The sequence below is a fragment of the Oleiphilus sp. HI0079 genome, assembly GCF_001635105.1.
Window position 1 is genome coordinate 1 of record NZ_LWFT01000854.1, and the last position, 879, is coordinate 879.

General features: G+C 49.4%; 1 protein-coding gene. It reads left to right on the forward strand.

Features of this window, described 5'->3' with window-relative positions:
* Positions 1-879 (forward strand): PD-(D/E)XK nuclease family protein (locus tag A3750_RS16060; RefSeq protein WP_197475084.1); only part of this gene is annotated, 879 nt, incomplete at both ends.

The following is an 879-nucleotide window of genomic DNA, read 5'->3' on the forward strand; positions in this document are numbered from 1 at the left end:
AATCTGCGTATTGAAGATGCGCCATCTGTGACTCATGCAAGTCCGACATTCTCAGATTTCTCAAAGCGCCTTGCGCCTGACGTGCGCAGTTCTTGGCGCGTTCAAAGCTTTACAGGTTTGATGAATGAGCATCATCGTTTGCATCCGCAATCTCACATGTCTGGCGCTGCGGTACGATCACTCTCACCGCTCAGCCCTACACAGATACATATTCTGAATTTTCCGAAGGGGGCCGATGCGGGTACCTTTTTGCATACTCTTTTTGAGCACATTGATTTTGCAACTGGCCAACTGCTCTCTAAATATGCCCGGTCAGGTGAAAGCCTGCAGCAGCATATTGAAAACCTGTTAATGCGCAAACAGCTTGTCCCTGAGTCGCGCCTCGCCCTTTGGGCTGAATATTTGGCGAGTTGGTTGCAGCGTATTTTAGATCTGGATTTGGGGCAGGGATGGACAGAGGAGCAACTGCACGGCCAGCTAATCATGACCGGTCAAGAGAAACGCCTCTGCTTGGGTGGGCTTTCTCAGTCAGACTATATTGTTGAGGCAGAGTTTCACTTTAAGGTGGGTGCGCTGGCTGCGCCGCAACTGAATGCGCTTTTGCGTTCGTTTCGTGAGGCACTGCCAAGCGTTGGTTTTGAGCACTTCTCAGGCCATTTAAAAGGCGCAATTGATCTAACGTTTCGTCAAGGCGGGCGGTATTATTTGTTGGACTACAAGTCAAATCACTTAGGGTTTGAAGCGAGTGATTATGCCTTCGAGCAACTCGAAGCTGCCATTATTGACCATCGCTACGACCTTCAGTATCTGTTGTACAGCGTCGCGTTACATCGCTTGTTACGGCATCGCTTGGGCTCAGACTATGATTATGATCAACAT